The organism is Nocardioides sp. (genome assembly GCF_041393715.1).
Taxonomy (GTDB): domain Bacteria; phylum Actinomycetota; class Actinomycetes; order Propionibacteriales; family Nocardioidaceae; genus Nocardioides.
Map to the genome: position 1 here is coordinate 106,164 of NZ_JAWKJQ010000011.1, position 12,696 is coordinate 118,859.

At 73.1% G+C, this 12,696-nt stretch carries 14 protein-coding genes and 1 pseudogene; 4 read left to right on the forward strand and 11 right to left on the reverse strand.

The genetic code is table 11. The annotated features are described in order from the left end of the window. Positions 1 to 653: 653 nt before the first annotated feature. Together R2740_RS16350 and R2740_RS16355 are read right to left on the reverse strand one after the other, a co-directional pair. The gene (locus R2740_RS16350; RefSeq protein WP_371303757.1) at positions 654 to 1,220 is read right to left on the reverse strand and encodes an ATP-binding cassette domain-containing protein; all 567 of its coding nucleotides are present in this window, start codon (positions 1,218 to 1,220) and stop codon (positions 654 to 656) included. Positions 1,221 to 1,426: 206 nt separating this feature from the next. Then, positions 1,427 to 2,008: pseudogene (locus R2740_RS16355) on the reverse strand (ATP-binding cassette domain-containing protein); the annotation flags it as partial. On the opposite strand from R2740_RS16355, the gene R2740_RS16360 reads away from it, so the two are divergent. Next, entirely contained in the window at positions 1,959 to 2,114 is a 156-nt protein-coding gene (locus R2740_RS16360) for a hypothetical protein (protein ID WP_371303758.1), read from the forward strand. The pseudogene R2740_RS16355 and the gene R2740_RS16360 overlap by 50 nt on opposite strands. A 3-nt stretch (positions 2,115 to 2,117) precedes the next feature. Here R2740_RS16360 and R2740_RS16365 read toward each other — a convergent pair whose 3' ends face one another. The 6 genes from R2740_RS16365 to R2740_RS16390 all read right to left on the reverse strand — a co-directional run bounded on the left by R2740_RS16365 (position 2,118) and on the right by R2740_RS16390 (position 8,414). After that, positions 2,118 to 2,912: a DinB family protein gene (locus tag R2740_RS16365; RefSeq protein WP_371303759.1), complete on the reverse strand. Its 795-nt coding sequence runs from the start codon at positions 2,910 to 2,912 to the stop codon at positions 2,118 to 2,120. Positions 2,913 to 2,958: 46 nt separating this feature from the next. After that, positions 2,959 to 4,245, reverse strand: coding sequence for a dihydroorotase (locus tag R2740_RS16370; protein WP_371303760.1), 1,287 nt, complete (start codon positions 4,243 to 4,245; stop codon positions 2,959 to 2,961). After that, entirely contained in the window at positions 4,242 to 5,204 is a 963-nt protein-coding gene (locus R2740_RS16375) for an aspartate carbamoyltransferase catalytic subunit (protein WP_371303761.1), read from the reverse strand. Before R2740_RS16375 ends, R2740_RS16370 begins: the two co-directional genes overlap by 4 nt. Continuing rightward, positions 5,201 to 5,800, reverse strand: a complete 600-nt coding sequence (gene pyrR, locus R2740_RS16380) for a bifunctional pyr operon transcriptional regulator/uracil phosphoribosyltransferase PyrR (RefSeq protein ID WP_371303762.1) — start codon at positions 5,798 to 5,800, stop codon at positions 5,201 to 5,203. The genes R2740_RS16375 and pyrR overlap by 4 nt, the downstream gene beginning before the upstream one ends. A 76-nt stretch (positions 5,801 to 5,876) precedes the next feature. After that, entirely contained in the window at positions 5,877 to 6,968 is a 1,092-nt protein-coding gene (locus tag R2740_RS16385) for a MinD/ParA family protein (RefSeq protein ID WP_371303763.1), read from the reverse strand. Between the two features lie 78 nt (positions 6,969 to 7,046). After that, positions 7,047 to 8,414, reverse strand: a complete 1,368-nt coding sequence (locus R2740_RS16390) for an NAD(P)/FAD-dependent oxidoreductase (RefSeq protein ID WP_371303764.1) — start codon at positions 8,412 to 8,414, stop codon at positions 7,047 to 7,049. A 47-nt stretch (positions 8,415 to 8,461) separates the two neighbouring features. Here R2740_RS16390 and R2740_RS16395 point away from each other — a divergent pair, with 47 nt between their 5' ends. Both R2740_RS16395 and R2740_RS16400 read left to right on the forward strand, forming a co-directional pair. Next, complete coding sequence (locus tag R2740_RS16395; RefSeq protein ID WP_371303765.1) at positions 8,462 to 9,415, forward strand: aminotransferase class IV; 954 nt, start codon at positions 8,462 to 8,464, stop codon at positions 9,413 to 9,415. Beyond that, positions 9,412 to 10,143 (forward strand): HAD family hydrolase, encoded by a 732-nt coding sequence (locus R2740_RS16400; RefSeq protein WP_371303766.1) that lies wholly within the window; start codon positions 9,412 to 9,414, stop codon positions 10,141 to 10,143. Before R2740_RS16395 ends, R2740_RS16400 begins: the two co-directional genes overlap by 4 nt. Before the next feature lie 12 nt (positions 10,144 to 10,155). On the opposite strand, the gene nusB is transcribed toward R2740_RS16400, so the two are convergent. From nusB to R2740_RS16415, 3 genes are all read right to left on the reverse strand, one after another. After that, positions 10,156 to 10,566 (reverse strand): transcription antitermination factor NusB, encoded by a 411-nt coding sequence (gene nusB / locus R2740_RS16405; RefSeq protein ID WP_371303767.1) that lies wholly within the window; start codon positions 10,564 to 10,566, stop codon positions 10,156 to 10,158. 7 nt (positions 10,567 to 10,573) lie between these two features. Continuing rightward, a complete protein-coding gene (gene efp, locus R2740_RS16410; protein ID WP_371303768.1) occupies positions 10,574 to 11,137 on the reverse strand; it encodes an elongation factor P in 564 nt (187 codons plus the stop codon). A gap of 122 nt (positions 11,138 to 11,259) precedes the next feature. Further along, entirely contained in the window at positions 11,260 to 12,045 is a 786-nt protein-coding gene (locus R2740_RS16415) for an SIMPL domain-containing protein (protein WP_371303769.1), read from the reverse strand. A 112-nt stretch (positions 12,046 to 12,157) separates the two neighbouring features. Here R2740_RS16415 and R2740_RS16420 point away from each other — a divergent pair, with 112 nt between their 5' ends. After that, a complete protein-coding gene (locus tag R2740_RS16420; RefSeq protein ID WP_371303770.1) occupies positions 12,158 to 12,628 on the forward strand; it encodes a hypothetical protein in 471 nt (156 codons plus the stop codon). The last annotated feature ends 68 nt before the right edge of the window (positions 12,629 to 12,696 follow it).

Here is a 12,696-nt window from a genome sequence, read left to right on the forward strand (position 1 = left end):
TACCAGCGCACCAACCCGATCTCGGGACCGGCCCAGCGACGTCTCAGCCAGCGATCGTGGCTCGCCACCACGAGCGTGCCGGGGCTCGCCTGCAGCGCCTCCTCCAGCTCGTCGGCCAGCGCCAGCGACAGGTGGTTGGTCGGCTCGTCGAGCAGCAGCAGCTCGGGCCGCAGCGCGAGCGCCAGGGCCAGGCCAGCCGGCGGCGCTGCCCGACGGAGAGCCGGCCGACCGCACGGGGCGACAGGTCGCGCGGGTGCACGAGCCCGAGGTGCCGCAGCGGCTGCGCCTCGGCGCTCGACGCCGAGCGTGTCGCGGTAGACCTGCTCCGCGGACGCGCCGGGTCGGGGAACACCACGTCCTGGGGCAGCTCGGTCACCGACCGAGCGGCGACGTCGCAGCGACCGGCGGTCGGGTCGACCTGCCGGCCAGCACGCCCAGCAGCGTCGACTTGCCCGACCCGTTGGCACCCGACACCGCAGGTGCTCCCCGCGCCGACGTCGAGGCGGCCAGGGCGGGCCCGTCCGGCGACCTCCAGACCACGCACCTGCACCAGCCGCCCGGTCGCTGGCCCGAGGTCGGGTGGCCGGAAGACCAGCGGCGCGGGCGGCTTGGCCACCTGCTCGCGCTCCGCCCGGTCCAGGCGGCGCGCCGCGTCACGCTTTCGCCGGGCCAGGGTGCGCTGGACCTTGGCGCCCTTGAAGCCGTAGATGAACCGGTCGTTGTCGCGCGGCGGGCGGTTGGGCGCGATGGCCGAGGCGTCGATGCGGGTCGCGGCCCGGAGCGCGGCGAGCTGCTCCGCTGCGCGGCGAAGGTCTCCTCCCACCGGCGCCGGGCCGCTGCCCGGTGAGCGGCGTAGGCCGTCCAGCCGCCCCCGAACTGCCGTCCCCCGACCCGTCGGTGCCGAAGGCGCTGGGGTCCAGGTCGACCAGGTCGGTCGCCACGTCGTCGAGCAGCACCCGGTCGTGGCTGGCCAGCAGCACCACGCCCGGGAGCGTCCGCAGGAACTCCGTCAGCACCTCGATCGCCTCGTCGTCGAGGTGGTTGGTCAGCTCGTCGAGCAGCAGGCAGGCCGGCCGGGTGGTCATGATGGTGGCCAGGGCCAGCCGGGTCCGCTGTCCGCCGGAGAGCGAGCCGACCCGACGCGTCGGGTCAGCCCGCGAGCCCGAGCCGGGCCGCGGCGACCTCGGCCCGCCGGTCGGCGTCCAGGCGTCGTGGGCCACGGCGTACTCCAGCGCGGCGGCGTACGACGACTCCGCGGCCGGGTCGGGCAGGAGGTCGCCGACGCCTCCACCGCAGCCACCGCGTCGCGCAGCGGGCGCAGGGTCGCGGCCAGCACCTCCGCGACGGTGCGCCGGTCGTCGAAGGGCGGCTCCTGACCAAGGAGCACCAGGTCGCCGGGACGGTCGATCTCGCCGGTGACCCTGGCCCGCGATGGCAGCGTGCCGGCCACCGCGCGCAGCAGGGTGGACTTGCCGACCCCGTTCTCGCCGATCAGGGCGAAGCGGCGCCCAGGAGGGACGGCGAGGTCGACCCCGCGATGACCTCGCGGTCGGCGAAGGAGACGCCGACGTCGCGGAAGCAGCAGCGGGCGCGGCCCGCCGGCGCAGCAGCCAGTCAGGCGATCGGAAGGAGCTGACAGGAGAGGAAGACAATGCGGACCTCGGCTGACGGAGGGCCGGCTCATCGGGTGCGTCCCTCCCCCCGGAGGGTGCCGCTGCGAGCCGTGGTCAGCGCGAGATCCGCATGCCGCGACCCTAGGTGGTCCAGGCCCTCGCGACCACCCATTTTCGGGGCCCTGGCCGCCTCGGGGCGCCTGTGAGCAAGGACACCCGTCGCCAGGGCCGCCAGAGCCGTCGTCGAATGCGCGCGGAGGCCTGCTGGGACCTACGATTTCGGTGTTGATCACGGTGGCGCTCCCGCGGCGGCGTCCCGTTCCCCACGTTCGAAGTAGGTGTGAAATGTCGCGCTCTCGTCGGATCTCCGACCTTCTCTCCGACCTCCGGGTCATCCGCGACCACCAGCAGCAGGTGGCCGACTCGGTGCGCTTCGAGCAGCCGCTGCTCGACACTCGGGCCTACGGCGATCTGCTCGCCGGCATCATGGCCAACCGCTGACGCTCAGAGCCCGGCAAGGTCGCGCTCGGCGTAGCGCCGATGCTCCCACTCCTCGCGCAGGATCGTCAGCAGGCACTCCCGCACCGGGAACGACTCGGGCTCCGGCCAGCCCGGCTCGGTGACCGGCGTCGTCATCGCCCCCAGCTCGTCGTCGGTCAGCGTCTCGAGGTAGGCACGCACCTTCGCGGCGCGGTCCAGCCGCAGCGCCAGCGCGGTGTCGAGGTCGGGCCGAGCCTCCCGGTCGTGCGGCACCCCCTCGGTCGGCGGCGCCTCGTCCCAGGGCAGTGACAGTGGCTGCCAGGGCCGCGGGTCTCCCTGGATCGCCCGCAGCAGCCAGCACTCGGTGGCGAACGCCAGGTGACGCAGCGTCTGGATGAACGACCACTCGCCGCCCACCGACTCGTGCAGCCGCTCGGGCGGCAGCGCGCGGGCCCGCTCGACGAGCGCCGCCCAGCGCCGCTCCAGCATCGCCCAGGCCGCCCGGAAGCCGTCGGGGTCGGTGGGGTGGAGCAGCGCGTAGTCGGGGTCCTGCCGGGCGCGCTCGGCCTCGATCAGGGGCGCCAGGTCGACGCCGTTGACGACGAACCGGCCCTCGATCTCGCCGTCGATCTCGGCGTCGCGGAACCCCACGCCGCGCATCCGCACGTCGGGGAACATCACGCCGCGGAAGTCGGCGTCGGCCATCCAGGCGTTGCGGACCGTCATCTCCGACAGGTCGGCGTCCTCGATCGTCGAGCCCTTGAGGCGGACGTGCTGGAAGGTCGACCCCGAGAGGTCCTGGTCACGGAACTCAGCCATGCCGCCGACGCTAGCGGTGATTCCGGACGGTTCGCGTCCTGGGTCGTCACACCAGCTTGCCGTCGAGGACGGTCGGCCGGCCGCGGAGGAACGTCGCCATCACCCGTCCGGGCAGCTCCATGCCGGCGTACGGCGTGTTGCGCGACAGCGAGGCCAGCTCGCTCGCCTCGACCACCCGGCGCACCGTCGGGTCGTAGAGCACCACGTTGGCGGGCGCGCCCTTCTCCAGCGGCTGGCCGTGGTCGGCGACCCGGCCGATGCGCGCGGGGGCGTAGGACATCCGCTCGGCGACGCCGGCCCAGTCGAGCAGCCCGGGCTCGACCATGGTCTGCTGCACGATCGACAGCGCCGTCTCCAGACCGAGCATCCCGAACGCCGCCGCGGCCCACTCGCAGTCCTTGTCCTCCAGCGGGTGCGGGGCATGGTCGGTGGCGACGATGTCGATGGTCCCGTCGGCCAGGCCGGCGCGCAGCGCCTCGGCGTCGCGGGCCGAGCGCAGCGGCGGGTTGACCTTGTAGATCGGGTCGTAGGTCGCCGCCAGGTCGTCGGTGAGCAGCAGGTGGTGGGGGCACGCCTCGGCGGTGACGTCCCAGCCGTTGGCCTTGGCCTGGCGGACGATCTCCACCGATCCGGACGTCGAGACGTGGCAGACGTGCAGCCGCGAGCCCACGTGGGCGGCCAGCAGCACGTCGCGGGCGATGATCGCCTCCTCGGCCACCGCCGGCCAGCCGGCCAGCCCGAGCTTGCCGGAGAGCTCGCCCTCGTTCATCTGGGCGCCCTCGGTCAGCCGCGGCTCCTGTGCGTGCTGGGCGACCACCCCGTCGAAGGCCTTGACGTACTCCAGCGCCCGCCGCATCAGCAGCGGGTCACTCACGCACTTGCCGTCGTCGGAGAAGACCCGGACGCGGGCCGCGGAGTCGGCCATCGCGCCGAGCTCGGCCAGCCGCTCCCCCGCCAGCCCGACCGTGACGGCGCCGACCGGGTAGACGTCGCAGTGGCCCGCCTCGCGGCCCAGCCGCCACACCTGCTCGACCACACCGGCGGTGTCGGCGACGGGGTCGGTGTTGGCCATCGCGTGCACGGCGGTGAAGCCGCCCAGCGCGGCCGCCCGGGTGCCGGACTCGACGGTCTCGGCATCCTCGCGGCCGGGCTCGCGCAGGTGGGTGTGCAGGTCGACCAGCCCGGGCAGCGCGACCAGCCCCTCGGCGTCCCACACCTCGGCGGAGCCGGCGGTCAGCCCCGAGCCGACGGCCTCGATCACGCCGTCGCGCAGCAGCAGGTCGGTGGGCTCGCCACCGAGGACCCGGGCGTTCTGGATGAGGTACTGGGTCACGCGTCGTCTCCTTCGGAAGCGGCTGAGTCGGTGGTCGCGGGTTGGGAGCCGCCGAGCAGCAGGTAGAGAACGGCCATCCGGACCGCGACGCCGTTGGTGACCTGCTCCACGATCACCGACCGGTCGGAGTCGGCGACGTCGGCGGTGATCTCCATGCCCCGGACCATCGGCCCGGGGTGCATCACGATCGTGTGGTCCTGGAGGCTGGCCATCCGGCGGCCGTCGAGTCCGTAGCGCCGGGAGTACTCCCGCGCGGTCGGGAAGAACGCCGCCTGCATCCGCTCGGCCTGCACCCGCAGCATCATCACCACGTCGGCCTTCGGGATCACCGCGTCCAGGTCGTACGACGTCTCGACCGGCCAGGTCTCGACCCCGACCGGCAGCAGCGTCGGCGGGGACACCAGCGTGACCTGCGCGCCGAGGGTGTGCAGCAGCAGCGCGTTGGAGCGGGCCACCCGGGAGTGCAGCACGTCACCGACGATCGCGACCCGACGGCCGTCGAGCGACCCGAGGTGACGCCACATCGTGAAGGCGTCGAGCAGCGCCTGGGTCGGGTGCTCGTGGGTGCCGTCACCGGCGTTGACCACCGAGGAGCGGATCCAGCCCGACGAGGCGAGCCGGTGCGGCGCCCCGGACGCGCTGTGCCGGACGACGACCGCGTCGGCGCCCATCGCCTCCAGCGTCAGCGCGGTGTCCTTGAGCGACTCGCCCTTGGAGAGCGAGGAGCCCTTGGCCGCGAAGTTGATCACGTCGGCCGAGAGCCGCTTGGCGGCCGCCTCGAAGGAGATCCGGGTGCGGGTGGAGTCCTCGAAGAACAGGTTGACCACGGTCCGGCCGCGCAGCGCCGGGAGCTTCTTGATCGGCCGGTCGGCCAGGGAGCGCATCTCCTCGGCGGTGGTGAGGACCAGCTCGGCCTCGTCGCGGGTCAGGTCGCCGGCGCTCAGCAGGTGTCGCTTCATCCCTCTCCTCCGGTCTCCTCGATCACCACGGCGTCGGCGCCATCGGTGTCGGCCAGCGCCACCCGGACCCGCTCCACCAGTGAGGTCGGCAGGTTCTTGCCCACGAAGTCGGCACGGATCGGCAGCTCACGGTGGCCGCGGTCGACGAGCACGGCCAGCCGGACCGCCTCGGGCCGGCCGAGGTCGCCCAGCGCGTCGAGGGCGGCCCGGATGGTGCGGCCCGAGAACAGCACGTCGTCGACCAGGACCACGACCTTGCCGTCGACTCCCTCGGCCGGGATCTCGGTCGGCAGCAGGGTGCGCGCCGGCTTGAGCCGCAGGTCGTCGCGGTACATCGTCACGTCGAGCGACCCGACCGGCACCTCGTGGCCCTCCACCGCGGCGATCCGCTCGGCGATCCGGTGGGCGAGAGGCACCCCGCGGCTCGGGATGCCGAGCAGCACCACGTCGTCGGCGCCCTTGTTGCGCTCGAGGATCTCGTGGGCGATCCGGGTCAGCGCCCGGGCGATGTCGCGGGCGTCGAGGACGACGCGGCCGCTGGGCCCCTCATCGAGGTGGGGGCCGGTCTCGGGAACCGTGGGTTCGGGCGCGGTCATGGGCGCCGGACCTCCTTCTCCGCCTCACGGGACGGCTCGTTAAAGGATGTCGATCGAGGGCGACCCTAGCACCCGGTCAGAGCGCGGTGGCCATGGCCGCGCAGGCGGTCAGCCAGGCGGCGCGGGTGGCCGCCGAGAGGCCGGCGTACGGCACCACCGAGCCGGTCGCGAGAGCAGGGTCGAACGGCACCCGATGGACGCTGCGGGTGCGCTCGGCGTAGACCGCGGTCAGGTCGTGGAGCAAGTGCCGGTCCACCGACGGGGCCGGGTCGGCGAGCACCGTCAGGGTCTTGCGCTCCAGGTCGGCGTAGCCCGCGTCCTGCAGCGCATCGAGCATCCACAGCCCGCTGTAGCCGGTGTCCTCGCGCACCGTCGAGGTCACCACGAGCAGGTCGGCGGTCTCGGCGGCGGCCAGCCAGTTCTCGGCCCGCATGTTGTTGCCGGTGTCGACCAGCACGACGCGATAGAAGCGCTGCAGCAGCCGGTGTACGGCGAGGAAGTCGTCGGCCCGGATCGTGCCCGTCACGTCGGGCCGTTCGTCGGAGGCCAGCACGTCGAAGTGCGCGTCGCCCTGGGCGCGCACGAAGGCACCGAGGTCGCCGATCCGGGAGCCGGCGACGTCGCTGAAGCGGTCCAGGTCACCGAGCAGCTCGCGGGTGGTGTTGCGATGGCGGGCGCGCTGCCCGCGGATGCCGAGGGTCCCCCGGGTCTCGTTGTTGTCCCAGGCGACCACGCCGCCGCCCCGGATGGTGCCGAAGGTGTAGCCGGCGGCCAGCACGGCGGTGGTCTTGGCGGCGCCGCCCTTGGGGTTCACGAACGCCACCGTGCGCGGCCCGGCGAAGTCGCGCTGGATGTCCGCCCGGGCTCGCCGGTCGGCGCGCTCGGCAGGCCCCGCCGCGGGCGTGACCACGCCGCCGCTCCAACGCCGGAGCCGGCCGCGCCAGCCCCAGGTCGCTGGCCCGTCGTCGGAAGGGGCCGCGCGTCGTTCCAGGAACTCCTGTGCGGAGGGCGCGCGGTGCTCACCGGTGTGTCCGAGCGGCGTGCCCTCCCCGACGACCGGCGGGGTCCCGTCGAGCTCGGGGGCCAGCGCCTCCGGGTAGAGCTGACGGGGGACGGTCGCGCCCTCCTCGGCGGTGACCTCGCCGAGGGACTGCTCGCGCTGGGTCATGTCCAGCACCTCCCGAGACGGTGGGCTCTCCCGGACGAGGACCACCTGCAGGTCCCACCAGGGTAGCCACCCGGCCGGTCAGAGCGCCTTGAGCGCCACCTCGACGGCCCGGTGGAAGGTCGGGTAGGCGAAGTGCATGGTGCGCAGGGTGTCGAGGGGAACCTCCGCGTGGACGGCCGTGGCGAGCATCGAGAGCACCTCGCCGCCGCTCGGCCCCGCCGAGGTGGCACCCACGAGGATGCCGCGGTCGGCGTCGGCGACCAGCTTGATCAGGCCGTCGTTGCCGGCCCCGTGGAGCCAGCCTCGACTCGACCGCGGCAGGTCGCTGGTGGCGGTGCGGACCGAGAGCCCGGCCTCGCGGGCCTGCTGCTCGGTCATCCCGACCGAGCCCACCTCCGGGTCGGTGAACGTGACCCGGCTGACGGCGCGGTAGTCGGCCCACGGGCCGTCCTCGCCGAGCAGGTCGCGGACGGCGACGGCGGCCTGGTACATCGAGACGTGGGTGAAGGCGCCGTGCCCGGTGATGTCGCCCACCGCCCACAGCCGCTCCGCGGCGCGCATCCGCTCGTCCGTGGCGATGGTGCGTGCCGACGGGTCCAGCCCGACGGTCTCCAGGCCCACATCCGCCAGGTTGGCCCGACGTCCCGCCGCCACCAGCAGCCGATCGGCCTCCAGCTGCTCGCCGTCGACGGTGAGCGTGAACCGGTCGTCGGCGTGGTCGACCCGGTCGATCGTGACTCCGGTGCGGACGTCGATGCCCTCGCCCCGGAAGACCCGGGCCATCAGGGCGCTGGTCTCGGGCTCCTCCACGGTCATCAGCCGGTCGGCCACCTCGAGCAGGGTGACCTCCGTGCCGAAGCGGCGCAGCGCCTGGGCCAGCTCACACCCGATCGGACCTCCGCCGATGACCGCCACCGACGCCGGCAGCTCCTGGATCTTGAAGACCTCGCGGTTGGTCCAGGCGGGAGTCTCCGCGAGGCCGTCGATCGGCAGCTCCGCCGGGTCGGTGCCGGTGTTGAGGACCACTCCGCGCGCGGCGGTGTAGACCCCGGCGCCGGGACCTTCCACCACGACGCGGCCCGGTCCCTCGAGCCGGGCGTGCCCGCGCACCACCTCGACGCCGGCCTCGACCAGCCCGGCGACGTGGCCGTCGTCGGACCAGTCGTTGGTCGCCTCGTCACGGATGCGGTGCTCGACCCGTCGCCACTCGGGAGTGACCGTCGTCGGGCCGGCCAGGGCATCGGCACGGCGTGCCTCACCCACCAGGTCGGAGCCTCGGATCCAGAGCTTGCTCGGGATGCAGCCGTAGAACGGACACTCGCCTCCGACGAGGTGCTTCTCGACCCCGACCACCCGCAGCCCGGCCGCGGCGAGCTTGTTGGCGGCGTACTCCCCGCCTGGACCCAGCCCGATGACGACGACGTCCACATCCCTCTGCTCAGCCATCCACCGAGCCTGGCAGACCGGTCAAGGCGCGACACTAGGCTGCCGCCATGGCGCATGGGACCCACGACTTCGCGACCGACCCTCGCAACGACGCGATCCTGGTCTGGGTCAACGGCGAGCTGCTCCCCCGCGACCGAGCCGTCGTGTCGGTGTTCGACTCCGGGTTCGTGCTCGGCGACGGCATCTGGGAGGGCCTACGGGTCTACGCCGGCCGCCCGGTCTTCCTCGACCAGCACCTCGACCGGCTCTTCGAGGGCGCCGCGGCGCTCCTCCTCGACATCGGCCTGACCCGGGCCGAGCTCGCCGATGCCCTCGACGCCACGCTCGCCGCCAACGGCATGGAGGCGGCCGACGGCGTCCACGTGCGGCTGATGGTGACCCGCGGCGTGAAGGCCACGCCCTACCAGGACCCGCGAGTGACGATCGGCCCGGCCACCGTGGTGATCATCGCCGAGCACAAGGACCCGCTGCCGGCCACGGTGACCGAGGGCATCACGCTGTTCACCACCCACGTGCGCCGGGCCACCCCGGACACGCTCGACCCCAAGCTCAACGCCCACTCCAAGCTCAACGACATCACCGCCTGCATCCAGGCCTACACCGCCGGCGCCGACGAGGCGCTGATGCTCGACCCGCACGGCTTCGTGGCCACCTGCAACAGCACCCACTTCTTCGTGGTCAAGGGCACGCCCACCGACCCCGAGGTGTGGACCTCCGACGGCCGGTTCTGCCTGGGCGGGATCACCCGCAGCAACGTGCTGCGGCTGTGTCGCGACCACGGCATCCCCGCGCGGGAGACGACGTTCAGCCTGACCGACGTCTACAGCGCCCAGGAGGCCTTCGTCACCGGCACCTTCGCCGGCCTGGTGCCGGTGCGCTCGGTCGACGGCCGGACCATCGGCACCGGACGTCGCGGGCCGGTCGTGGAGCGCCTGCAGGGGCTCTACGCCGACCTGGCACGGGCCGACGCCGCAGCCAGGGCGCGGGAGTCCGGACGATGACGGTCCGGGTCGCGATGTGGTCGGGGCCGCGCAACATCTCCACGGCGATGATGCGCTCGTGGGAGAACCGACCCGACACGGTGGTCGTCGACGAGCCGCTCTACGCCGCCTACCTCCACCGCACCGGCCTCGACCATCCCGGGCGCGACGAGGTGCTCGCCTCGCAGTCGAGCGACCCGGACGTCGTGGTGGCCCAGCTGTTGGCGCCGGTGCCGGACGGCACGACCGTGCACTACTCCAAGCAGATGACCCACCACCTGGACGCCGGCGTCGACCACGCGTGGGTGGGGGCGTTCCGCAACGTGCTGCTGATCCGTGAGCCGCGCGAGGTGGTCGCGTCCTACGTCCGCTCGCGCGAGGCCTGCGAGCCCGACGACCTCGGGCTGCTGCAGCAGGTGCCGCTGCACGACGAGCTGCTCACCCGCACCGGCGGCGACGCCCCGGTGATCGACGCCGCGGACTTCCTCCGGTCACCGGAGGCGCACCTGCGGTGGCTGTGCGACTGGCTGGAGATCCCGTTCACCGACGCGATGCTGCACTGGCCGGCCGGCCCCCGGGACAGCGACGGCGTCTGGGCGCCGCACTGGTACGACGCGGTGTGGGCCTCCACGGGGTTCGCGCCCTACCGGCCGCGCCACGTCGAGCTGAGCGCCCACGACGAGGCCGTGGCCGCGGCCTGCCGGCCGGCGTACGAGACGCTGGCGGGACGGCGGCTGCTGCTGGACTGAGCCGCTCGCGGGCTAGCCGACCAGCTGGTCCTTGTCACGCTGCATCGCGCCGAGCACCCCGTTGACGAAGACCGGCGACTCGTCGGTGGACAGCTCACGGACCAGCGCCATCGCCTCGCTCACCGCGACCTCGTCGGGGATCTCCGAGCTGTAGAGCAGCTCGAACGCCCCGATGCGCAGCACGTTGCGGTCGACGGCGGGCATCCGCGCCAGCGACCAGCCCTGGGAGTAGCCCTCGAGCAGCTCGTCGATGCGGGCGCGGTGCTCGCTCACGCCGCGGACCAGCTCGGCGGTGTAGGGGTTGTTCGGGGGGTCGCCCGCCTCGATCTGGGTGTCGAGCACGACGACCGGGTCCTCGCCACGCAGCTCGCAGGCGTAGAGGTGGTCGAGCGCGCGCTTGCGCGCCTTGGAACGGGCGGCCACGAAGTCGTCAGCTCGAGACGCGGCCGAGGTAGGAGGAGTCGCGGGTGTCGACCTTGACCCGCTCGCCGGTGGTGAGGAACAGCGGCACGTTGATGGTGTGGCCGGTCTCGAGGGTGGCGGGCTTGGTGCCGCCGGTGGACCGGTCGCCCTGCAGGCCGGGCTCGGTGTAGGTGATCTCGAGCTCCACCGACGCGGGCAGCTCGATGTAGAGCACCCGGCCGTCGTTGGTGGCGACGATCGCCTCCTGGTTCTCCAGCATGAAGTTCTTGGCGTCGCCGACGATGTCGTCGGCCACCTCGATCTGGTCGTAGGTGCCGGTGTCCATGAACACGTAGGACGTGCCGTCGTGGTAGAGGTACTGCATCGTCCGCTTGTCGACGTTGGCGACCTCGACCTTGACGTCGGCGTTGAAGGTGCGGTCGACGGTCTTGCCCGACTCGATCGCCTTCAGCTTGGTGCGCACCACGGCACCGCCCTTGCCGGGCTTGTGGTGCTGGAACCAGACGACCTGCCAGAGCTGGCCGTCGAGGTTGAGAACCATGCCGTTCTTGAGGTCGTTGGTGGTTGCCATGGGCGCGGGTCAGCCTTTGCGTTCAGGAGAGTCGTGGAGTCGGCGGTGCGCGGCACACGCCAGCGGTGCAGTCTATCCGGGGGCGGCGCCGCCGACCCAAATGCGGCCGCCCGCCCCTGGGGTCACTGCAGGCCCCAGACCACCTGCACCCGCACCGTCAGGTCGGACTCCCCGGCCCGGATCGGGACGGCGTCGTAGGCGGCCTTGGCGGCCGCCCGCAGGCTCACCGGCTGCGGACGGCTGGCCGGCGCCGACACCTCGCGGACCGAGACGACCTCACCCAGCGTGGCGCCGGTCGCGTCGGCGTACTGCTGCGCCTTGGCCTTGGCCTCCTCGACGGCGGCCTCCCGCGCCTCGGCGATGCCCTGCTCCGGGTCGCCCACGACCAGGCTCAGGTTGCTGACCTTGACCCCCTCGCCGGAGCCGACGACGGCGGACACGGCCGCCCCGCCCTTCGCGAGCTCGGGCACCTGCACCCGCAGCCGCTGGGTGACGCGGTAGCCGGTGAGCACGCGGGGCGCCCCGCTCGGGTAGTAGTACTCCGGGTTCATCGACAGCCCCGTCGTCTGGGTGTCGCTCTTGGCGACCCCCTGCTTCCCGAGCACGCCCAGCACCCGGTCCATGCTCGCGCTGGCCGCCGAGAGGGCGTCGTCGAGCGTGTCGCGCTTCGCGGTCACGGTCACGGTGAACGCCAGCCGGTCCGGCACCACCGTGGCCGAGCCCTTGCCGACCACCTGGATGGTGCGGTCCGTGGCGGTGGTCGCCGGCTCCGAGGCGGCCTGCGCCGGCGATGCCGTCCCCTGTGCGGCACCCCCCAGCAGGTACGCCGTGGCGAGGGCCAGCGCGAGCAGCAGCGCGCCGGCTGCCCCGGTCAGGAGGGTGCGGACCTTCAGCGTGACGGTGCCCATCGTGTGTCCCCTTCGCGTCGTCGTGGGGGATGGGACGTGGCGGCCGCGCGGTCGGTTCCGCTGTCGGTGGCCGTGGCTAGGTTGCCGATGGACCATCAAAGGGGAGGACCGCATGACCGACAGTCACGACTTCGACTTCCTGCACGGCGCATGGCGCGTGCGGCACCGGCGGCTGCGTGAGCGGCTGGTCGGCTGCGAGGAGTGGGAGGAGTTCGACGGCACCTCCACCTGCTGGCCGATGCTCGAGGGCCACGGCAACGTCGACGACAACCGCATCGACCTGCCACAGGGCGCCTACTCCGCGCTCACGATGCGGTCCTTCGACGCCGCCGACGAGGTGTGGTCGATCTGGTGGCTCGACGCCCGCGCGCCGCGACACCTCGATCCGCCGCTCGTCGGCTCCTTCGTCGACGGCGTGGGCACCTTCCGGTGCGACGACACGTGGGACGGGCGGCCGATCGTGGTTCGGTTCCTCTGGAGCACCGGGCCCGAGGCGCCCCGATGGGAGCAGGCGTTCAGCGCCGACGGAGGCCAGAGCTGGGAGACCAACTGGGTGATGGACTTCGAGCGGGTCGCCGGCTGACCTCCTGCTCCCCCAGGGCCGAGCGGTGGTGGTGCGCGAGCTCGCACCGCGACCGCCTGAGCGTGCTC